The 20,336-nt window shown below is 26.1% G+C and carries 19 protein-coding genes; 9 read left to right on the top strand and 10 right to left on the bottom strand.

Annotation, left to right across the window (positions count from 1 at the left end; genetic code table 11):
• Position 1: 1 nt before the first annotated feature.
• Entirely contained in the window at positions 2-316 is a 315-nt protein-coding gene (locus ACKU4C_RS03290) for an HMA2 domain-containing protein (RefSeq protein ID WP_321314426.1), read from the bottom strand.
• Positions 317-378: 62 nt separating this feature from the next.
• Complete coding sequence (locus tag ACKU4C_RS03285; protein ID WP_321314425.1) at positions 379-2,532, bottom strand: cation-translocating P-type ATPase; 2,154 nt, start codon at positions 2,530-2,532, stop codon at positions 379-381.
• A 266-nt stretch (positions 2,533-2,798) separates the two neighbouring features.
• Between ACKU4C_RS03285 and ACKU4C_RS03280 the strand changes: the two genes are divergently transcribed.
• The 8 genes from ACKU4C_RS03280 to ACKU4C_RS03245 all read left to right on the top strand — a co-directional run bounded on the left by ACKU4C_RS03280 (position 2,799) and on the right by ACKU4C_RS03245 (position 12,961).
• Complete coding sequence (locus ACKU4C_RS03280) at positions 2,799-4,142, top strand: imelysin family protein (RefSeq protein WP_321314424.1); 1,344 nt, start codon at positions 2,799-2,801, stop codon at positions 4,140-4,142.
• On the top strand, positions 4,111-5,505 hold the full coding sequence (locus tag ACKU4C_RS03275; RefSeq protein WP_321314423.1) for a di-heme oxidoredictase family protein: 1,395 nt from the start codon (positions 4,111-4,113) through the stop codon (positions 5,503-5,505). The genes ACKU4C_RS03280 and ACKU4C_RS03275 overlap by 32 nt, the downstream gene beginning before the upstream one ends.
• Before the next feature lies 1 nt (position 5,506).
• Positions 5,507-6,493 carry an imelysin family protein gene (locus tag ACKU4C_RS03270; RefSeq protein ID WP_321314422.1) on the top strand — a complete coding sequence of 329 codons (987 nt, stop codon included), beginning with the start codon at positions 5,507-5,509 and terminating at the stop codon, positions 6,491-6,493.
• Between the two features lie 9 nt (positions 6,494-6,502).
• Positions 6,503-7,405, top strand: coding sequence for a sterol desaturase family protein (locus ACKU4C_RS03265; RefSeq protein ID WP_321314421.1), 903 nt, complete (start codon positions 6,503-6,505; stop codon positions 7,403-7,405).
• Entirely contained in the window at positions 7,405-8,559 is a 1,155-nt protein-coding gene (locus ACKU4C_RS03260) for a cytochrome c peroxidase (protein ID WP_321314420.1), read from the top strand. Before ACKU4C_RS03265 ends, ACKU4C_RS03260 begins: the two co-directional genes overlap by 1 nt.
• Positions 8,560-8,692: 133 nt before the next feature.
• Positions 8,693-10,600, top strand: coding sequence for a TonB-dependent receptor plug domain-containing protein (locus ACKU4C_RS03255; protein ID WP_321314419.1), 1,908 nt, complete (start codon positions 8,693-8,695; stop codon positions 10,598-10,600).
• Positions 10,600-11,070 carry a hypothetical protein gene (locus ACKU4C_RS03250; RefSeq protein WP_321314418.1) on the top strand — a complete coding sequence of 157 codons (471 nt, stop codon included), beginning with the start codon at positions 10,600-10,602 and terminating at the stop codon, positions 11,068-11,070. Before ACKU4C_RS03255 ends, ACKU4C_RS03250 begins: the two co-directional genes overlap by 1 nt.
• Positions 11,060-12,961: an EAL domain-containing protein gene (locus ACKU4C_RS03245; protein WP_321314417.1), complete on the top strand. Its 1,902-nt coding sequence runs from the start codon at positions 11,060-11,062 to the stop codon at positions 12,959-12,961. The genes ACKU4C_RS03250 and ACKU4C_RS03245 overlap by 11 nt, the downstream gene beginning before the upstream one ends.
• Before the next feature lie 11 nt (positions 12,962-12,972).
• On the opposite strand, the gene ACKU4C_RS03240 is transcribed toward ACKU4C_RS03245, so the two are convergent.
• Genes ACKU4C_RS03240 through ACKU4C_RS03225 form a run of 4 tightly spaced genes read right to left on the bottom strand, consistent with a single transcriptional unit; the run spans position 12,973 to position 14,736 of the window.
• On the bottom strand, positions 12,973-13,464 hold the full coding sequence (locus ACKU4C_RS03240; protein WP_321314416.1) for a flavodoxin: 492 nt from the start codon (positions 13,462-13,464) through the stop codon (positions 12,973-12,975).
• 9 nt (positions 13,465-13,473) lie between these two features.
• A complete protein-coding gene (locus ACKU4C_RS03235; RefSeq protein WP_321314415.1) occupies positions 13,474-14,229 on the bottom strand; it encodes a hypothetical protein in 756 nt (251 codons plus the stop codon).
• Positions 14,229-14,429 carry a hypothetical protein gene (locus ACKU4C_RS03230; protein WP_321314414.1) on the bottom strand — a complete coding sequence of 67 codons (201 nt, stop codon included), beginning with the start codon at positions 14,427-14,429 and terminating at the stop codon, positions 14,229-14,231. The genes ACKU4C_RS03235 and ACKU4C_RS03230 overlap by 1 nt, the downstream gene beginning before the upstream one ends.
• A 1-nt stretch (position 14,430) precedes the next feature.
• On the bottom strand, positions 14,431-14,736 hold the full coding sequence (locus tag ACKU4C_RS03225; protein ID WP_321314413.1) for a DUF2325 domain-containing protein: 306 nt from the start codon (positions 14,734-14,736) through the stop codon (positions 14,431-14,433).
• A 153-nt stretch (positions 14,737-14,889) separates the two neighbouring features.
• On the opposite strand from ACKU4C_RS03225, the gene ACKU4C_RS03220 reads away from it, so the two are divergent.
• Positions 14,890-16,749 carry a mechanosensitive ion channel domain-containing protein gene (locus tag ACKU4C_RS03220; protein WP_321314412.1) on the top strand — a complete coding sequence of 620 codons (1,860 nt, stop codon included), beginning with the start codon at positions 14,890-14,892 and terminating at the stop codon, positions 16,747-16,749.
• 5 nt (positions 16,750-16,754) lie between these two features.
• Here the strand turns inward: ACKU4C_RS03220 and ACKU4C_RS03215 are convergent, their stop codons facing one another.
• The 4 genes from ACKU4C_RS03215 to ACKU4C_RS03200 are packed head-to-tail and all read right to left on the bottom strand — an operon-like array spanning position 16,755 to position 20,313.
• Positions 16,755-18,284 carry a PAS domain S-box protein gene (locus ACKU4C_RS03215; protein ID WP_321314411.1) on the bottom strand — a complete coding sequence of 510 codons (1,530 nt, stop codon included), beginning with the start codon at positions 18,282-18,284 and terminating at the stop codon, positions 16,755-16,757.
• Positions 18,274-18,669, bottom strand: coding sequence for a hypothetical protein (locus ACKU4C_RS03210; RefSeq protein WP_321314410.1), 396 nt, complete (start codon positions 18,667-18,669; stop codon positions 18,274-18,276). Before ACKU4C_RS03210 ends, ACKU4C_RS03215 begins: the two co-directional genes overlap by 11 nt.
• Before the next feature lie 8 nt (positions 18,670-18,677).
• Positions 18,678-18,992: a hypothetical protein gene (locus ACKU4C_RS03205; RefSeq protein ID WP_321314409.1), complete on the bottom strand. Its 315-nt coding sequence runs from the start codon at positions 18,990-18,992 to the stop codon at positions 18,678-18,680.
• Positions 18,993-19,005: 13 nt separating this feature from the next.
• Entirely contained in the window at positions 19,006-20,313 is a 1,308-nt protein-coding gene (locus tag ACKU4C_RS03200; protein ID WP_321314408.1) for a DNA polymerase IV, read from the bottom strand.
• Between the last annotated feature and the right edge of the window lie 23 nt (positions 20,314-20,336).

The following is a 20,336-nucleotide window of genomic DNA, read 5'->3' as shown; positions in this document are numbered from 1 at the left end:
TTTACACTACCTCTTTTGTTAGTTTATTTAAAATTTCAGCTATCTCTTCAAGGTTTTTTTGGTTTATCATATCTTTCCATAAACTATCAGGGAAAACACTATTATCATATTCAATTGTTATAGAACCTATAACTTTATTTATTTTAATCCTCTTTATTCCCTCAATTTTATTAGGGATATCTTCAATATCTTCTAAAGATATATTATTACTTTGTTCTTTTATTTTTGGACTAACTCTAACTCTTATTCTTCCTTTAGTATGGTGAATAAGGCTTAGATATGATCCAATTTCTATTAATTTATCAACTGTTATCAATATTTATATCCTTTTAATAAGTTAATTATTATATATTTATTTTAATTCTAACTTAATACAAATTAAGAATTATTATCAATAGCTAATCTTGATGAATTAGCCATAATTCCCACTGTGTGACCAATATGAATCAATCCTGCACCAACAGGAGTTAACCTACCTACTGCAGATAACGCTACTCCTATTAGATTTGTTCCTGTTCCTATATAATAGTTTTGATTTACTACATTTAAACTTTTTTTACTTAAGTCATATAAGTTTACTACATCTTCAGGATGAGAGTGTGTAATAGCAATATCAGAGACAGCAATGGCAGCTTCACTCCCACCTGCTGCAAAAGAGATAGCAACATCGGCTTTACTCATGGCAAAAGTATCGTTTACACCATCTCCAACCATAACAACTTTTTCATATTTTCTTTTTAACTCTTTGATTGCATCAGCTTTCCCTTCTGGAGACTGATTTGCAAAAACTGAATCAAAACCAAAATCAAGAGCAAAACTATTTGCAACTTTAACCTCATCTCCTGTTAATAAAGCAATATGTTTTACTCCTCTATCTCTTAAATTTTCAATCATCTCTTTAGTTCCTGGTCTAACTTCATGAGTAAAGGATAAAAAACCTAAAATTTTTTCATCTAATGCAACTAAAACAACTGTTTTACCATTGTTAAGATGTGTTGATATTTCATTTTTATACTCTTTTGTTGATACTTTATATTTGGATAATAAGGCTTTATTCCCAATAAGTAATCTTTTTCCATCAATTTTTGATTTTACTCCAAAACCTGGAATAATTTCACTCAATACATCTTGATTTATATCTATTCCTCTATCTTTTGCATTTTTAACAATAGATGTTGCAATTGGATGTGAATTTCTATATTCTGCCATCGCTGCATATGAGATTAACTCATCCTCACTAATATCACTAAAAAGTAGAATATCACTTATTATTGGTTTTCCAGTTGTAAGAGTTCCTGTTTTATCAAAACAAAATACTTCACTTTTACCAACTAATTCTAATGCTTCTCCACCTTTTATTAAAATACCTTGTTTAGCACCATTTGAAATACCTCCACTAATAGCTGTGGATGCTGCTAAAACTGTTGCACAAGGGCAAGACATAACAATCATAGTTGAAAATGCAGCTGTAAAAGAACCTGTTAAAAAGAGAGTTCCTACAGTTAATAAAGTTCCTAATTTGAGTAATTTATTTGCTAATCTATCTGCCTCAACTTCACTTGGGGATTTTTGAAGTAAAGAGAATTCTACTTCTCTCATAGTTCTTGATATATATGTATCATAACCTAAAGCTGTTACTTTTATATAAATTCTTCCTCTCTCACACACAGTACCGGCAAACACTTCACTTCCAACTTCTTTAAAATCTGGTTCACTTCTTCCATTTATTAAAGCTTCATTTATCTCGGCACTACCCTCTTGTATCACCCCATCTACTGGGATTTTTTCACCACTTCTACTTACAACTATATCTCCATGTTTAATATCTTCAACATTAGTTTCAATCTCTACACCATCTACTAAAACATAAACTTTTTTAATATCAAGTTCAACTAATCCTTGAATCTCTTCCCTTGATTTATTTGCTATATATTCTTCAAGAAGCATTCCACCCCTTAATATATATATTATTTCAAAAGCAGCAGTAGCTTCTCCAAATAAAATTGCCAAGATAAGAGTACCACTCATAAAAGTATGTAAAGTAAATTTTTTCTGTTTTATATCCTCATATGATTCTTTAAGTAAAGGAATTGCTGCAACAATAGAAACAATACCCACTAAACTTAAAGGGGTAGCAGCAATTGTAAGACCTAAAATATTTTCACTTATAAAAATGTATGTTGCATATCCACTTAATAAAACAAATTCAAATACTTTTCTTTTCCAAGATTTTTCATCATGCTTTTTTATATTGCAATTATTGCAACTTTGATTTTCACAAAGTGCATTACTTGCAGGGATAGATAAAGATATATTAAATATATTATTCATCTTATCAATTATTTCATCAAGTGTGACATTTAAAGAATAAGTAAAAATAATAGATTTACATGAGATATTCTTTCTAAAAGAAGTAAATATCTCTTCAAACTCTTTTTCTATTTTTTCTAAATTCGAATTTAAAGCAAAAATATCTGATTTTAGTCTAACTCTATTGTTAGCAATACTTTTAATTACTATTTCGTTTTTCATTTTATTACCTTAGGTCTTTTATTTAATATATTGTATGCAAATTCTATTCTTACAAAGAGTTTCCTTAATTTTAATAATTATTATCATATATTATTCTTAAATTACTTAATCTTTTATGAAAATAATATTATTTTATTGATTGATAACCATTATTAATATTAAGTATTTGTTAAGTTAATTGATATTACAATTCACGACATTAATGATATTAATTATTAAAATAACTATAATATCATTTTCCCATGAAATTAATAAAGGATACATACATGAAGAAAACAAGATTAATTGCAGCGTCGATAAGTGTTGCAGCAGCTTTCGTATTTGCAGGATGCACGGCAAGTTCAGAAAACACTACAGTTAACACAGTTAAAGTAGATAAAAAAGCTGAAAAAATACTTACTGCATATGCAAATATTGCTCAAATAAACTATAACGATGCACTAAAGGATGCTAAATCTTTAGAAGTTGCAATTGAAAAATTTGTTAAAAATCCAACAGAAGCTACATTAGAAGAAGCTAAAAGAGCTTGGTTGAACTCTAGAGAGTCATATGGACAAACTGAAATTTTTAGACTTTCAAATGGTCCAATTGATGCTGAAGAAGGTTGGGTTGCAGATACTTACGGAGCACTTGAAGGACAAATTAATGCTTGGCCATTAGATGAAAATATGATTGATTATACTATTGATGCAGATGGAAATAAAACATCTGGAAATATTATTGATACAGCAGGAGAATTTAATCCAGGTGGTGAAGAATCAAGTAGTGTTGATGTTTCTAATATTACAGTTGATGCAATTACAGCTCTAAATGAAAATGGTGGAGAAGCTAATGTTTCGACTGGTTACCATGCAGTTGAGTTCCTACTATGGGGACAAGATCAAGATTATTCAAACTTTGTGAAAGATTCTATTACAAATGGACCTCTTACAGCTGGGCAAAGACCTTTATCTGATTTTACAACAGATAAAAATGCACAAAGAAGACTTGCATACTTAAAAGCTTCTGCTAAAAAAATTGTTTCTGATTTAGATGTTGTTGCAAATGCTTGGGCTGATGATGGACTTTATAAAAATGCATTCTTAGGAAAATTAACTGGAACAGATGCTTCAAAAAATATCTCTGCTAATGTTGCTTTAAAACAAGTTATTGCTGGAATGGGAGTATTTATAAAATCTGAACTAGCAAACGAAAGAATTGCTGTTGCTGTGTTAACTCCATCTGAAGAAGATGAACACTCTTGTTTCTCAGATAATACCCATAGAGACATTGTAACAAACTATTTAGGTTTTAGAAATGCTTTAACTTCAACTTACAATGGTAAATCATATGGACCATCTTTACTAGATGCTGTATCAGCTGAAGAAAAAGCTAATATTTTAGCACTAATGAAATCTATTGAAGAAAAAATTGCTAGTGTAAATGAGATTGCTAATACAAAAGAGCATTTCGATTATCAAATTCAACCAGATAACCCACAAGCAAAAGTTATTGTAAAACTTAAAAATGAGATGAGAAAATTAGGTGATGCAATGGTAACTGTTGCAACTGCAAATGGAATTTCTTTGAGTACTGATGATGTTACAGATCCAGAAGAGACAAAACTATAATTTAAAACTCTTCAAAACAATTTTAATAAAAAGCCTTGTAGTAAGTTTTGCTACAGGGCTTTTTGCCGTTAATGGTTTAGGCAAAGATTTATCAAGTGAAAAAAATAAGTCTTTACTTCTAAAGCCAATAGCTGGATTAAGTGATGAAGAGTATGATAAATTTATATTGGGAAAAAGTTTTTTTAGAATTCCTTGGGTTGAAGCACCTAGCGCAACAACTGCAAGAGATGGTCTTGGACCTTTATTTAATGCAAATACCTGTGCAAGTTGCCACCCATCAAATGGAAGAGGAACTTTATACAATAGTAAAGGGGATTTTTCAAGAAGTTTAATTCCTAAATTATCTTTAGAAAACAATAAAAAAGATGAAAATATCTTAAAAACCAAAGGTTTAATTCCAGACCCAATTTATGGTGTACAAATTGCTTTAAATGCTAATCATGGAGTTAAATTTGAAGCTAAAACAGATATAACTTATACAGAAAAGAAAATCACTTTTCCTGATGGAGAGATTGATACAATACTTAAACCAAATTACGCTTTAAAAGAGTTACAATATGGTCCTTTACATAAAGATTCAGTTTTAACTTTTAGAATTGCTCCAACTTTAAATGGTTTAGGCTTATTAAGTGATATTTCAAATGAAGATATATTAAAAAATGAAGATGAATTTGATAAAAACAAAGATGGAATATCAGGACGTGCTAATTATGTATATTCGCCAATAACAAAAAAAACTGAGCTTGGAAAATATAGTTGGAAAGCTACTACAACTTCTATAATACATCAAACTGCTGATGCTGCAAATAACGATATGGGTTTAACTACAACATATTATCCAAATGAAAACTGCACAAAGCAACAAGAAGCATGCAATAAAGCACCAAAAGCTAGAGATGCACTTGATATTACAGATATGAGGTTAGAAGCTATGTCTTTCTATCTAAAAAAAAGAAAAACCTATACTATAGATAAAAATACTACAACTTATAAAGATGGTATTAAAATATTTAAACAAATAGGTTGTAACAAATGTCATATTGAGTCTTTTGAAACAAAATCAGGTATAAAAATTACACCCTTCACCGATATGTTGTTACATGATATGGGAGAGGGTCTAGCTGATGGAAGAAACGAATTCAAAGCAACGGGAAGTGAATGGAGAACTCCACCATTATGGGGTTTAGCCTTACATAAAAAGATAAATGGCAAAAACCCTAGATTACTTCATGATGGTAGAGCAAGAGATTTTCAAGAAGCTATTCTTTGGCATGGTGGCGAAGCTCAAAGTATAAAAGAGGCATTTATGAATCTTGAAAAAGAAAAAAGAAAAAAACTACTTAAGTTTTTAGAAGAGGTATAAAATGAAACTATTAAAATATTTTTTAGTTGTGTCACTTTTAGCAGTGTTTTCTTATGCAGATGATATAAGTGATAACAAAGAAACATTAAAAAATTTGTATGAGAAAGTTATTCTTAAAAATGCAAATAGAGCATTAGAAGATATTGATGCTTTAAAAAAGTCTGTATTAGAAAAGAATACCAAAAAAAGTAAAGAGGATTTTGCAAAGCTTGTAAAATCATGGAAAAGTGTTCAGGCATTTTATTTGTTAGGTGACTTAAATGAAGACTTTATTGATACACCAAGATATTTAGATGTTTTTCACAATATTAATGAAGATATTACTAAACAATTAGATAGAGCCATAAAAAGTGATGATGAAGTTAGAATTGCACTATTTAAAAACTCTTTAAAATCTATTAATGCATTAGAATATATTATTGCAAAAAAAGATATTCAAAATGAAAGAGTAAATAAGTTTGCACTAGCAATTATTTCAAAAATAGAAAGTTTATTATCAGAGATAGATGAAGAATATAAAGTTCAAGAAAAAAACTTTTTATCTGATATTAAAAAAGCTAATTCAATAACTATTAATACATTAATCCAAAGTACATATAAATTAAAAGAGTGGCGTATTGGTGATATTATTGGGGAAACAAAAAAATATCAAGGAAAACCTGATAATAATAGAGCAGAATATATAATCAGTAAAAATAGTTCAAATGCTATTGAAGCAATATTATTAACATATAAAAATATTTTTAATAATAAAAACTATAAAGATTATGGAGATTATTTACTTGAGATCACTGATGGTACACAAATTGAAAGTTTAAGAGAATCTATTGATAAATCATTAGAACTTGTAAAAGAGATTAAAGATGATAATCTATTAAAAACACAAGATTTATATGAAGAGGTTAGTAATATTCATGTTATTTTATTTCTAGAGATTATTGAAGAATTATCAATAAATGCAAAAATTATTGAAGCAGATGGAGACTAGAAAGTTTAAATGGATAATTTTTTAGTATTAGAGTATTTAATAGATCCAGGTAGACGTACCTACTGGATCTATCTTGCATCTTCAATTGCAATTGGAATAATTTTTATTTATTTTAATAAAAGATATAGAAAAATAGCATTTAGTTCAAAACTTTGGTTACATCCAAGCTCAAAACTCGATTACTACTATTTTATTCTGTCATATTTTATTAAGATTTTATTGATTATTCCTATAGTAATTAGTGCAAAAACCGTAGCTTTTTGGGTAAATAAACATTTGTATTATAATTTTGGATTTAATCAAATACAAGATATTTCTTATGAAACTACTATTGCTTTATATACTATCACACTATTTATTGTAAGCGATTTTACTAGATACTGGATACATAGATTCTTACATACTATTCCAATTTTATGGGAGTTTCACAAGGTTCATCATAGTGCAAAGGTATTAAACCCTTTAACTTTTTATAGAGTTCATCCTGTAGAAAATATTCTTTTTGGATTTAGATATTCATTAAGTATTGGATTAGTTACAGGTGTATTTATATATTTTTTTGGTTCAAAGGTTGGATTATATGAGGTTTTAGGTGCAAATATATTTATCTTTATATTTTCACTTTTTGGTTCAAACCTAAGACATTCTCATATACCTTTAGCATATTTTCAGTCTCTTGAGAAATGGTTTATTTCACCAAAGCAACACCAAATACATCATAGCAAAAAACATTTTGATAAAAATTATGGAAGCTATTTAGCTATTTGGGACAGAATATTTGGAACCCTAACCCTTTCAAAAGAGGTAAAAGTTTTAAAATTTGGATTAAAAAAAGAACAAATGAATAATTATAAATCTATTACAAATATAATAGTTTATCCATTTATTAATTTATTAAGAAGGAGAAATTAATGAAAAATTTAAAATTATATAGCGTTATTATTGCCATAATATTTTTTAGTGGATGTACAAACACTACACCTACAAAAGAAGATATAGCAAAAAAAATTAAAATGAAAGAGCAATTAGGACAAGTGTTGTTTTTTGATAAAAACTTATCAAAAAATAGAACACAATCATGTTCAACTTGTCATAATCCAGAATATGGTTTTATAGATAATAGAGATAATACAGTTAATAAGATGGCATCTATGGGTGATGATGGTAAGTCTTTAGGTGATAGACAAGCTCCAAGTGCAGCATATGCGATGTTTAGTCCAAAATTCCATTTTGATGAAAAAAAGAAAAAATATATAGGAGGTCAATTTTGGGATGGAAGAGAAGCAACACTAGCAGGACAAGCAGGTGGCCCACCACTTAATCCAATTGAAATGGGAATGCCTGATAAAAAGAGTGTTGTAGAAAGATTAAAAGAAAACCCTTATTATATTAAAACACTAAAAGATATTTATGGAAATGATATATTTAAATCTGATGAGGAAGCTTATTTTGCGATGACAGATTCAATTGAAAAATTTGAAATGACAAAAGAGTTTGCACCCTTTGATTCTAAATATGATAGATTTTTAGAAGGTAAATATGATTTAACTCCTTTAGAGGATTTAGGAAGGTCATTATTTTTCTCTAACAACAATAACTCTTGTGCCACGTGCCATGTTTTAAAAGGTGAAGATAAAAAATATGAAACTTTTACTAACTATGAATACCACAATATTGGGGTACCAGCAAATCCAAATTTAAGAGTAAAAAATGGAGTTAAGAATATTGATGATGGTTTATTAGCTAATCCTAAAGTTACAGATAAAAAACATAAAGGTAAATATAAAGTTCCTACCCTTAGAAATGTTGCAGTAACTGGACCATATATGCATAATGGGGTTTTTAAAGATTTAAGAACAGTTATAGAGTTTTATGATAAATACAATCATAAAATGAGAAAACTAAATCCTGAAACAGGAAAACCTTGGGCAGAACCTGAAGTTAAAGAAACTATATCTTTAGAGGAACTAAAGGCAAAAAAACAAAATGATAGAAAAATAGATGCACTAGTTGCATTCTTAAAACTTCTAACTGATAAAAGATATGAACATCTTTTAGAAAAATAACTGTAATACCTTCGGGTATTGCAGTACATAATAACAAAATTATCCCCTAACTGTTTATATTTTATATTCTATTTTACTAGATTTTTAAAATTTATAAAGTATAATTATAATCTAAAATTATAATGGAAATTCAGTGTTAAGATTAATATTAATTCTTATTTTACTTTTTAAAATGCTTTTTGCATCATCAAGCATAGATTCCTTGTTAGAGGAGTATGAAGAGACCTCTAAAAATTCACTTCAAACTCTAAATGAAAAGATGGGACATGCTAGAATCTATTCTCAAAAAGATTTAAAAGCGATGCAATATGATAGATTAAGTGATATTTTAAAAGAATTACCTATTACAAGTCTAAATAAAAGTTCTTTTGGAGCAAATACTCTATCATTAGTTGGGACAAAATCTGAAACAAGTGGATATTTTAGACTTTTCATAAATGACCATGAAGTAAGTTCATCATATACACAATCACCTTTTTTAAGTTGGTACGAACTACCAGTTAGCCTTATTGATTATATTGAAATTTATATGGGAGAAGGTTCTTTTACTTTAGGAGATGAAACGGGTGTAGAGTTTATCAGAGTTTATACCAAAAATCCTTCAAAAGAAAATGGTGCAAACCTAAAAACAACTATTACAAATAATAGTAACAACTCTCAAGAGTTTAGTTATTCTACAATACTTGCAAATGGTTGGTCATATTTATTATATTTTGCAAATCAAAACAGTTTTTTTGATAGATTTTATAAAAATGATTTACTTGACAATGATACTTCCCAGAAATATCTATTTTTAGATATTAGCAATGAGAAGAATAAAATAAATCTAGGATATACAAAATTAGAAAAAGAGAATTATCAGGGTATGTCTTTTGATTCAAATTCTGATGATGGAAAAATTAAATCTAGTAATTTCTTTATAAATTATAATAGATACTTTTTAGATGATAACTCTTTAAAACTTAATTTATCAGCAGATATTGAAGATAGAATATATAAAGAACAAAACAAAGAAGCTATAGGTGTAGTTGGAGTTCCAGGTTATTTAGGAAGGTTTATCAAAAAATTTGATGATGATTCTAAATTTACGAAATTAAATGCAACTATTTCAAAAAATTTTAAAACAGAAAAAAACAATCTTTTTACTTCCTTAAGTTTTACAAGTAAGGATTATGATGTTAAAAGTAGAACTATAAATAATATTCCACAATATAATTATGGGAATCAATTTAACAAAGAAAAGTCTTATTCATTAGCTATTCAAGATGATTATAAAATTTTAGATAATCTAATAATAATTGGAAATTTTAAAGTAAATAGCTATAAAAGAAATGGTTTTATGGTTGATAGTACAAAAAACCTTTATAGAATAGGTTCAATCTTTTTACCAACTAAAAATCTTGGATTTAAAACTTTTTATACTATAAGTCATATTCCCCCATCTTTTTATAATATTGATTCTGCATTTATGCAAAGACCAATTTTAGATTCACAAAAATACAACTACTTCACTTTTGAGGGTGCTTATACTTTTGAAAAATCAAGATTAAGTGTAGAATATTTTAACGTACATATGACGGATTACATATATTTTGTAAATCCAATTGGATTTATAAATGTTGATCATATCATTAAAACAAATGGATTTATTTTTGATTATACTTATAATTTTGATAATAAAAGTAAATTAGAATTTAATTATTTTGTGAGCCAATTAACTGAAGAACAAAGCAATTATACAGATGGTGGTTATCTAAAGTTTTCTAAGTCATTTGACAAAACTAGCTATTTTGCTTCACTAATATATAGAAAAGGGTTTGAATATTTAGGTTTAGATATAAAAAATTCTTACAATTTAAATATTGGAGCAACACATAATTTTACAAAAAATTTTAGTATAAGTCTAAAAGGAACAAATCTTTTAAATAAACCTACTCAATCAATTCTTAGTGACTATACAGCTGGATATGCAAATCCAACTTTATCTTTAATTGATGATTACGACCGAGCTATCTCTTTTAGCTTGAATTGGAGGTTTTGATGAAAATATTATTATCAATATCTCTATTTATTCTTAGTTTATATGGACAAAATTACACATATTTGATTGATGAATATGATAAAGTGATTGATCTAGAAGCAAAAATTATTACAAAAATAGCAAAAGATATTACTAAAAATGAAAAAATAAATCTTTATATTCCTGATATAAGACAGATAGATGAAAAAGTTTATTCAACGAAATTAAATATTGTAAATAGTTGTAAAAAAGCTGATTTTATTTTTGTAAAATATGATGAAAAAAATTTAAAATGTAAAAATATTAATAATAAATACTTTTTTACAAATAACTATAAAAAACTTTTAAATAATAAAAAATATTTAGGTGCGTTTTTCTGGAGTAAAAGTAGACCAAATATCGTACTTATAAAAGGTAGATTAGTTAAAAATAATATAAATTTGAAAAAAGAGTACAACAAATTTGTAGAAGACTATAATAATGAGTACTAAATTTATAATAAGAAAACCTTCTTATCTAATTGCCTTCTCATTACTAATCTCTATCTCTTTGGGGATTTTACTTTATGGTACTATTAAACTAGAAAAAAAATTTGAGAAAAAGATGTTAGATATTTCAACTTCAGATGTTATATCAATATCTAAAAATAGTTCTGAAGTAATAACTTCTCTTTTAAAAGATAGTAAAGATTATGTAACAGATATAAAAACAAATCCCAAGCTATATAAGATAATAGAAGGAAACCTCAGTATTCTTCTTACAAAAAATATTAAATATGCCTACTTACTTTATAGAGATAAAAGAGGTGTTTTTAGATTTTTAATTGATGGTGCACCTGAAAAAGATAAAGCTTTTGTAAATCAAAAATTTGATATTGATAGTCCAAAATGGTTAGAGATTTTTACAGAAAAAAAACCTGTGTTAATTAAACAACCTCTACTTCATCAATTATCAATCACTTATTTGGTTCCAATAATATATAAAGATAATGTCGAACTAATATTAGCAATAGATTTTTCAGTAGAAAAAGTTGAAGATATTAATCAAATTATATCTGTAATAAAATATGCGATTATCACTATTATTTTTATAATAATTTTATTTATAATAGCTTTTATAATTCAAACAATAAAATATATAACTGTTAAAAAGAATGCTTTTATTGATAAATTAACAAACGTATATAATAGAAACTATTTACAAGAATCAAAAGATTTTATAAATTTAACTGATTATATATTAGTAGCTTTGGATATAGATTATTTTAAAAAAATAAATGATACATATGGACATGATGTTGGAGATAAAATCTTAAAACAAATTGCAAATACAATTCAATTTTGTGTAAGAAAAAATGAAGATATAGTTGTAAGATATGGAGGAGAAGAGTTTTTAGCATTAATAAGAACAAAAAGAAAAAAACATCTTCAAGCGCTTAATGTTCTAGAAAGAATATTCACAACAATACAAGAAAAAAAATTTAAAATCTCTTCTGAAGAGTTTATAAATGTTACAGTATCTATTGGAGTAAATCTCTATCCAGGAAAATCAAGAACATTTCAAGATGCTTTTAAATTAGCTGATATCGCTCTTTATAATGCCAAGAATAAAGGGCGTGATAAAATAGAAATATTTTCAAATGAACAAGATAACAATAATTTTTATATGACAATAAATGATGTAAAAGATGCAATTGAAGAAAATAGAGTAACTTGTTTTTATCAAAAAATTATTGATAATAAAAATAAACAAGAATCTCATTATGAAGCTTTACTTAGAATAATTGCACGAAATGGAGATATTATTACTCCTGATAAGATTTTCCCCGTAATCAAAGGAACATTTATTTCAAGAAACATAACTAAAAAGGTTTTAGAGATATGTTATGGAAAACTAAAAGAAAATCCAAATGTATATCTAAATGTAAATCTAAACCCACAAGATATTATAAATGATTCAATTTTAACGATTTTAAAAAACTATGCAAATGAGGAAAATATTGCCAATAGACTAGGTCTAGAGATAGTTGAGAGTGAAGATATTATTAATTATGATGGTTCAAAAAGAAACCTTCTTATGTTGAAAAATTTAGGATATAAACTATATATTGATGATTTTGGAAGTGGATATTCAAACTTTATATATTTAACAGAGATAAAAACAGATTATATAAAAATTGATGGAAGTATCATAAAGAAAATTTTAGAAGATAAAGTATCTTATTTAGTTGTAAAAAATATTGTAAACTTTGCAAAAGAAGCAAATATAAAAGTTGTTGCAGAGTATGTAAGTTCTCAAGAGATATATGAAAAAGTAAGTGAACTAGATATTGAATATTCTCAAGGTTATCTATTTCATCAACCTAAAAAAGACTTTGATTAACAAGGAAGTTTTTACAACTTCCCTGAAATCTCTTCACACCAATCATCAACTCTTTTCTTTGTTAAAGATGATTGATTATCTTCATCAATTACAAGTCCAACAAACTGACCATTTCTAACTGCTGTTGATTCTTCAAAATCATACTCATCAGTTGAAGTGAAACCTACAACTTCATTTCCATCTTTAGAAACTACATCATATATTGTTCCCATAGCATTTACAAATTCATCGCCGTAACTTTCTTGATCACCTAAACCAAATAATGCAATCTTTTTATTTGAAAAATCAATCTCTTGCAACTCGTCATAACAATCATCCCAATCATCTTGTAAATCACCCTCACCCCAAGTTGATACACCTATGATTATAGAATCACATTGCTCCATTTTAGATATTCCATCAGATGCAATATCTATTAACTCAAAATCTTCCAATCTTTTTTTTATCATTTTTGATACAAATTCAGTATTTCCTGTACTACTTGCATAAAAAATAGCTTTCATTTTTTTCCTTTATCTTAATGTTGAACGCATAGAATACGGTATTAATTTAATCATATAATCACTTTTTATCAAATCATCACATTTAATTTGAATGTGTCTATCAAAATTTTCATTTTTTGGATAAACCAAATATACTTGATTAAACTCAGAAGTTTTAATACAATCTACAGCTTTTTTTATATGTTTATCAACTTCAAGCTTATCACTATCTATAAACTCCCAAAAAGTGAATATTTTAGTTTTAAATAAATACTCTTGACTTTTTATATCTATTGAATCAAGATTTACATTCACTTCTCTATTTTCACTAGATTTTAATATTTTATTTACTACAAAATTTTTAAATATCTTTTCCCCATCTAGATATAAAGAATAATTACAATCTTCTAAAATATTTATAAGTTTTGCTGCTGTTGATATTTTTGTCTCTTCTAATGAGTTTTTTAAAGAACAACTATAAAAATTTGGATTTGCATTTACTTTTTTTAAAAAAGAGTTTACTTTATTTGTTGTTTCTACATCTATTTTTGTAATAAAAGATTGTGTGTAAACAGGAAACTGTAAATTTTTCAAAATTTTATTTGAAAATATATCAAACAACGATTCTTTTTTTGCCTTTTTTAACTCATCTTTTGAAAACTTCATATCACAAGATACCTCTTGATTAAAAAGTTTTAAAAACATTAATCTTTTATTTCCCATCGTTTTAAATTTATCAAAAGATGGTAAAAACTCATTTTGTATATCAAAACCTATTTTACTCATTATTTCTTTCCTATTATTCTAATATCTATATTTGTTGAAAACTTATATTTTATAAAGTTGGAATCTAAAATGTGTGCAATAGCTAAAAACTCATCCATATCAGCATTTGATACACTTTTTAGATTTACAATTCTTCTTGTTACTGGCTCATATTTATAGTTTTTGAAATTGTTTAATTCATTAACTACTGCTTCACTCATTTTATTCCTCCTTACACTTATTCATATTTAAAAACTTACATACTTCACAATAAACTGAACTTGCACTTCTTTTTGTACAGATTAAAGGTATATTTTTCTTTTTCGCTTCTTTTCTATATTTATACATTGCATTATGATTTATAAAATCAGTAAGCATAAGAACATAGTCTGTATTTTGAGGAATCTCTTTTCTACAAGCACTCGATTTTTTTCTAGTATCCCAGTGAGTGATTGAAAACTTTCCCAATTCATCTAAAATATTCTTTATAGTATCTATCTTGTCTCCACCTATTATTAATACTGACATCTTATACTCCTTTTATGATAATCAATATCAAAATAATATAATACTAAACCTTAATATTTCCTGATATTGATAACTGTTATCATATATAATCTAATAACTCTTAATAAGTCTATTTTATATATAATACGTTTTATGTAAATAAGTGGAGTTTTTATGCAGAATTTTTTTAAATTTTTTATCTTTTTTATTTTTATACCTTCTTATCTATTTTCAGCGCAAACACTTTTTACTGGAAATATAGAAAAAGCAAAAGAAGAGATACAAACTACTCAAGAAAAGATTAATGAACAATCTATTGATCAAAAAGTAAATGAACAAATTAAAATAGCCCAAGATGTTATTAAAAATATAAATGAAGAAGTCTATTTACTAAAAGAGTTTCAAAATAAAGATTATAATACAAGAATTAATTATCTTGAAAATAGAATTAATTTAAATCAAAAAGAGGATAATAATCTTGCAATCAAAAGAGATGAGATTGAATTACAACTTTTAAGACAACAAGCTCTTTATGAATCAACACTTAAAGATTTAGTTGACGCAAGAAAATCTTTTAAAGATAAAGAATACTTTATTCAGGTTTTAGACAATAACATTGAATATCTTTTAAAAAATAGTTTTGAAAAGTTTCGAATGTTTTATGAAGAAGAAAAAAACAATGATAATAGAATATCAAAAGAGTTAACAGAAAACTATTTAAAACTATTAAATCAATATATTCAACAACTATTTACATTAAGATACTTAAAAGATAATATAAATCAATACAGAACAACAAACTTTTTTATAGATAACTTTAACCTTCAATATATAATATCAACCATAGATTCTTATAAATTCATCTCTTCTTTATCAAAATTTACCTCTTATCATTTTAAAATAACTATTGGAGAAATAGTAATTGTTTTATTAGTTTTACTATTTTTCAAACTTTTTGTTACAAAAGTCATTTCTATATTCATATCTTTATTAAATAAGATTTTTATTGAAAAATATAGAGATGAAGATGACGAAGAGGAAGAGAATAAAGAGATTTTAGAATATATAGAAAACTCTATTAGGAAACCTCTTGTTATTGCACTTTATACCTTATCTATACATATTTCATTGTATATTTTGGTAAAAGACACTCTTTTATTAAATAAAGTTGTACCATGGATAAATACTTTTTACATAGCTCTTTTAACTTGGGCTATTTATGCTTTACTTTCAAATAGTATTACAAGCTTTGCCCAACATCTAGTTGAAAAATATCCAAATGTAAGAAGAGAGATGATTGTCTTTATTCTTAGAATATTAAAAGTTATATTTATACTTTTAGTTATACTGTTTCTTTTTACTCAATTAGGAATTGATATAAAAGCAATCGCAGCATCTCTTGGGGTTGGGGGTATTGCTATAGCTTTAGCTTCAAAAGATACACTAGCAAACTTTTTTGGCTCTTTAAATATTATGAGTGATAATTCATTTTCACAAGGGGATTGGATACTTGCTAATGATGTAGAGGGTACAATTGTGGATATTAGAATGAGAACAACAAGAATAAGAACATTTGACAATGCAATGATAACTATTCCTAACTCTGAACTTGCAAATACACATATAAAAAACTATTCAAAAAGAAGAATAGGTAGAAGAATCAAAATGACTCTTAATATAACATATGAAAGTTCAATTGAGGATATCTATAATCTTAAAAAAGATATTTATGAAATGTTAATTAATCACGCAGGAATTGCCAGTGAAAGAACTATAAAAGAAAGAAGAACAAGAAGATTTGAAGCAATTAAAAGAGAAGATTTAAATGGAGTAAAAAGAAACCTTATGGTTTATATAGATGAATATGGTTCAAGCTCTATAAATATTTTCATCTATTGTTTTTCAAGAAGTCCAGACTGGGAAGATTGGCTAGAGGTAAAAGAGGATTTGATTATAAAAATAAATAAATTAGTAAAAGAAAATAATTGTGATTTTGCATATCCTACACAAACACTATTTATGAAAAATGATTAATCACTTTAATTTTTAGGTATACTTATTTTAAAAACAGCACCTTTTCTAAGGTCTGTTTTATAACTTATCTCTTCATTGAAGACTTCAAGTTTTCCTTGAAATCTATTTTCAATTACATCCTTAACCATAAATAATCCAATGCCAGTGCCTAAACTTTGATGTTTAGTAGTAAAATATGGCTCAAAAATTTTATCTAAAACATTTTCATCTATTCCACCTGCATTATCTTTTATAAAAATTGTATAGAATTTTTCTTCAATATGACTCTCTAAAAAAACAACTTTATTATTTAAGTCTTTACCTACAAAAGCATCTTTTGCATTATTTAATATAGTAACAATAACTTTAATTAATTCATTGAAAGGTCCTTCTATATTAAAGTCCATATCACTTTTAATTCTTAATTCAATATTTGAGGATTTAAAACTATTTAGTATAAAGTTTTCAATTTTAAAAAAAAGTTCTTTATTTGAAAATTTTCTATTTATTTCATCTGTTTTAAAAAAATTTTGAAACTCATTTATTGTTTGAGATAAGTATTGTGTCATATTTACAATTGCAGTCATACCTAAATTAAAATCTTCATCACTTAAAATACCCATCTCTTTTTGTATTTTTATTCCTGAGGCAGCAGTTGATATAGTACTTAAAGGTTGTCTCCACTGATGTGCAATATTTCTTAACATCTCACCCATAGATGCAAGTTTTGCTTGATGAAATAGAAGTTTTTCATTTCTTTTTTTATCATCCTCAAGTTTTAATAGCTCTGTAATATCTTCACCTGAAGATATCATACCGGAAATTGTTTTTTTATCATCATATATATATCTTCTTCTCCAAAGAATTGTTCTTTCTTTATTATCTGAACAAATAACATTATATTGAATCTTTTCAGAGATATCTTCTTTATTGTTAATTGAATTTACAAAATCAAATATCTCTTTTTGTCTATCTTTTTTTCCAACAAAATTATTAAACCAATTCTTTCCTAAAATAGAATGCTCTTCATAATCTAAAATCTCACAGGTTTTTCTATTAACTAAAGTGATATTACCTTGTTTATTTACAACAACAATAGCAACATCAACTATATCTAAATATAACTGCATAGTTTTTGTTTGCTCTAAAATAGTATCTTGAATATTTTTTCTTTTTGAGATATCAGTTACAAACCCCAAAGTATATAGAAATTTTCCATTACCATCAAAAATATGATTTATAAAAATTTCTACCCAGATAATTTTTCTATCTTTTCGTACATATCTTTTTTCTAAAGTGTAACTATTATTTTCTTTTTGTTGAGTTTTATTGTATAAGACTAAACTTTTACCCTTATCATCTTTATAAGTAATATCTGAAAAATTTGATTTAAGAAGTTCCTCTTTAGTATAAGCTAATATTTCACAAAATTTATTATTTACTTTAAAGAAATTACCCTCTTCATCTAAATAAATAATCCCTACTCGTGAATGTTCAAAAAGAAACTTATAATCTTGTTCTAAATTTTCAAATTTTATATCCATTTTATCTTTCAACCAACATATCTGCTTTAGTTTTAAGTTCCCTATTTAAAAACTTTTCTTCTCGTTTAGTAAATTTTTTTTCTTTTATTGATTCTTCATTATCTACTTTTTTAGTTTTTGATAGATTGTTCTTTTTCTCTTCTTTATTCTCTTTTTTGAATAAAGTTAAAATCAAATATATTGAAAAAAGTATATTAAATATTATTATAAACCATTTGAACAAAATAGCTATTTCCAAATACTCTAACTTCTCTTTTAAAGTTAAATATTGAACTATATCAGAATATATAGCATTAGCAAATATTACAACTATTAGTAGAAAACTAATTAAAAGTACTTTTCTTCTAAATTTATAAAGATAATACCAAAAAACTGCTGACTTAACTTGTTTAAACATACTAAAACCTACACTAAAAAGTCTAAACCTAAAAGAGCTAAAGCACCAACTAAAGATTTTGTTTTTAAATCATCTTTGATTTTATTCTCTTCATCTGCAATAATAATTTCTAACTCTTCATCAGTATAATCATCAAATGTTTTATGATGCTCTGCAAGTCTAGCTTTTGTACTTAAAATAGCTTTTTCTCTAATTTTATTTTTAATAGATTTTTTTAATTCCTTACCTTTTAATGAAGGGTAATCAAAAGCTTTAGTAACATTTTCAGAAGCTAGGTTTAATAGTTTTGTTGATTTTTCTTTTACTCGATTTTTTATGCTCATTAATAAAATCCACCTACCTTTTCTTTATTATATCATCTTTATTTGTTAACTTCTCTTTCAATTCTGATGCTGTTTTAATTATATCAACTCCATACTTATCCCTTAAAGATTGTAATTTATTAGTAAGTTCTCTCTTTTTAATATCCTCTTCATACTCAAATATATTGTATGTAAACTCTTTTGGTTTTGAAAAATTTGAAACAGTAAGGTTCAACTGAACTACACTATGAGTTGGATGTATATCATTTTCAAGAAAAAGTGTTTTCATCTTTGCTTTAAAATCACTCTCATTAAAAATCCTATTAACATTTACATAGTTTTTAGATTTTGTATTTGATTCATATTTTATTTTTATAGCATATGTTAAAGGGTTTACATCACTTTTTTTAACTATAAAACATAAATATCTTGATAAGATTATTACTCTTCTTAATAACTCCTGCCTATCATAAATCGGATCAAAAGTTCTACCTATACCTATTGATTTTTTATCTCTTTGCTGTATAAGTTGAGTATCATTTATTCCACAAACTCTATTGTATAAATCTATTCCTGGTTTTTTCCATGAATAAAACAGATTTTTTTTATTTTTTATATCTCCTAGAGTTTTTATTCCATAACCTTGAAGTTTCTGCTGATATCCTTTTCCAATGCCAGGAAACTCTTTTATAGGGATATCTTTTAGAAATTCGTCCATATCCTCTTTTTTTATATATCTTACACCATCAGGCTTTGCATATTCAGTTATCAATTTTGCTAAATATTTTGAATGGGCAATTCCAATTGAAATAGGAAGTTTTAACTCTTTTAAAATCTTTTCTTTTAAATAATATGCAAACTCTACAACCTCTTCCTCACCTATATACCCTCTTACGTCACCAAAAAATTCATCTATTGAAAATTGTTCTACTAAAGGGATTTCATAAGATAAGAGTTTATATAGTTTTTGAGAAAGTTCATGATACAATGGATAATTTGGGGAAATCATTTTAAGATTGGGACAAAGTTTTAAAGCTTCGTTAACACTCATTGCAGTTTTAACTCCAAACTCTCTTGCCTCATAAGATGAAGTTGTGATTATTCCTCTTATTTTTCCATTTTCATCTACAAAATAATCATTAAAAGTTTTTTCACCCTCATTTGTTAATATAGTACTTACAAAAGCACCATTATTTTCACTAATTTTACGAACCTCTTTTTTCGTTGAAAAAATATTTAAATTACTTCTTCCTCCAACCGCAACTGGAATATTTTTTAAACTATTATCTAAAGTTCTATGGGCTGATACAAAAAAGCAATCTAAATCTAAGTGTAAAAACATAGTGTAATTATATCCATTTTTAT

Source organism: Halarcobacter sp. (genome assembly GCF_963676935.1).
Classification (GTDB): Bacteria; Campylobacterota; Campylobacteria; order Campylobacterales; family Arcobacteraceae; genus Halarcobacter.
Note: the sequence above shows the minus strand (reverse complement) of the source record. Positions and strands in the feature narration are given on the sequence as shown.

Coding starts and splice junctions, on each gene's coding strand:
- ACKU4C_RS03285 (WP_321314425.1), bottom strand. CDS start 2,532: ATGAAAAACGAAATAGTAATTAAAAGTATTGCTAACAATAGAGTTAGA.
- ACKU4C_RS03280 (WP_321314424.1), top strand. CDS start 2,799: ATGAAGAAAACAAGATTAATTGCAGCGTCGATAAGTGTTGCAGCAGCT.
- ACKU4C_RS03275 (WP_321314423.1), top strand. CDS start 4,111: ATGTTACAGATCCAGAAGAGACAAAACTATAATTTAAAACTCTTCAAA.
- ACKU4C_RS03270 (WP_321314422.1), top strand. CDS start 5,507: ATGAAACTATTAAAATATTTTTTAGTTGTGTCACTTTTAGCAGTGTTT.
- ACKU4C_RS03265 (WP_321314421.1), top strand. CDS start 6,503: ATGGATAATTTTTTAGTATTAGAGTATTTAATAGATCCAGGTAGACGT.
- ACKU4C_RS03260 (WP_321314420.1), top strand. CDS start 7,405: ATGAAAAATTTAAAATTATATAGCGTTATTATTGCCATAATATTTTTT.
- ACKU4C_RS03250 (WP_321314418.1), top strand. CDS start 10,600: ATGAAAATATTATTATCAATATCTCTATTTATTCTTAGTTTATATGGA.
- ACKU4C_RS03245 (WP_321314417.1), top strand. CDS start 11,060: ATGAGTACTAAATTTATAATAAGAAAACCTTCTTATCTAATTGCCTTC.
- ACKU4C_RS03240 (WP_321314416.1), bottom strand. CDS start 13,464: ATGAAAGCTATTTTTTATGCAAGTAGTACAGGAAATACTGAATTTGTA.
- ACKU4C_RS03235 (WP_321314415.1), bottom strand. CDS start 14,229: ATGAGTAAAATAGGTTTTGATATACAAAATGAGTTTTTACCATCTTTT.
- ACKU4C_RS03230 (WP_321314414.1), bottom strand. CDS start 14,429: ATGAGTGAAGCAGTAGTTAATGAATTAAACAATTTCAAAAACTATAAA.
- ACKU4C_RS03225 (WP_321314413.1), bottom strand. CDS start 14,736: ATGTCAGTATTAATAATAGGTGGAGACAAGATAGATACTATAAAGAAT.
- ACKU4C_RS03220 (WP_321314412.1), top strand. CDS start 14,890: ATGCAGAATTTTTTTAAATTTTTTATCTTTTTTATTTTTATACCTTCT.
- ACKU4C_RS03210 (WP_321314410.1), bottom strand. CDS start 18,669: ATGTTTAAACAAGTTAAGTCAGCAGTTTTTTGGTATTATCTTTATAAA.
- ACKU4C_RS03205 (WP_321314409.1), bottom strand. CDS start 18,992: ATGAGCATAAAAAATCGAGTAAAAGAAAAATCAACAAAACTATTAAAC.
- ACKU4C_RS03200 (WP_321314408.1), bottom strand. CDS start 20,313: ATGTTTTTACACTTAGATTTAGATTGCTTTTTTGTATCAGCCCATAGA.